The sequence below is a fragment of the Halalkalibacterium halodurans genome (genome assembly GCF_004376175.1).
In the GTDB taxonomy this organism is placed as follows: domain Bacteria; phylum Bacillota; class Bacilli; order Bacillales; family Bacillaceae_D; genus Halalkalibacterium; species Halalkalibacterium halodurans.
Genome location: NZ_SNUY01000170.1, coordinates 1 through 675, shown reverse-complemented (window position 1 = coordinate 675; position 675 = coordinate 1). Strand labels below are relative to the sequence as shown.

Sequence of the window (675 nt, the reverse complement as noted above, 5' to 3'; positions counted from 1 at the left end):
CCTTTGAATCGGGTTTTCGTCGACTATGATTCTACCAAGGAGAGACCCTTTTTTCATGTATTTTGCTTAAACCCTACCGCGCTTTCGCTTGGTGGCCTCCTCATCCAAGTAACGTAAATTTCCATTAATTGGATGAGGAGGTTTTTTCTTCTCCCACAAACATTTTACTCATACTGACTCTTTATTTGAGTTTGGACCAAAAGAAGTAGATGGACACATTATTCAATCAAGAGTAAGAAAACCTGAACCGACAATTAGCGATATTTTCAATTACCTAATTGAACATTTTGAACATGAACCAAAAGCTCAAAGACTATTGGCTGCGATTAAACCATTTTTATCTACTGGTTCTAAACCTATATTTGATGGACAAACAAAACTTGGGAAAAATGCTTCAAGCTCATTGGCTTCTGCTCGCTTGATTAACTTTAACATTAGTCAAATGGAAGAAGGTTTTTTGAAACCAATTGCCTATCACACAATTCTTAACTTTCTATGGGAGCATTACATTAAAAATACGGATAATGCGCTTAAAAATAAGATACTATATCCTGAATTATTCATACCTCGAACATAAATCAGGGTTTTAGGCCAAAAACGATTAGATTCCCGATCCCTTTGAAAGAATCATGGTTATTTTTCTTCTGAAAAGCATCTTTCTAGAATGAGGAGCGG

General features: G+C 35.7%; 1 protein-coding gene. It reads left to right on the top strand.

The annotated features are described in order from the left end of the window. The first annotated feature begins 316 nt into the window (after positions 1 to 316). Positions 317 to 577, top strand: a complete 261-nt coding sequence (locus E2L07_RS20655; RefSeq protein ID WP_134230542.1) for a hypothetical protein — start codon at positions 317 to 319, stop codon at positions 575 to 577. Positions 578 to 675: the final 98 nt, after the last annotated feature.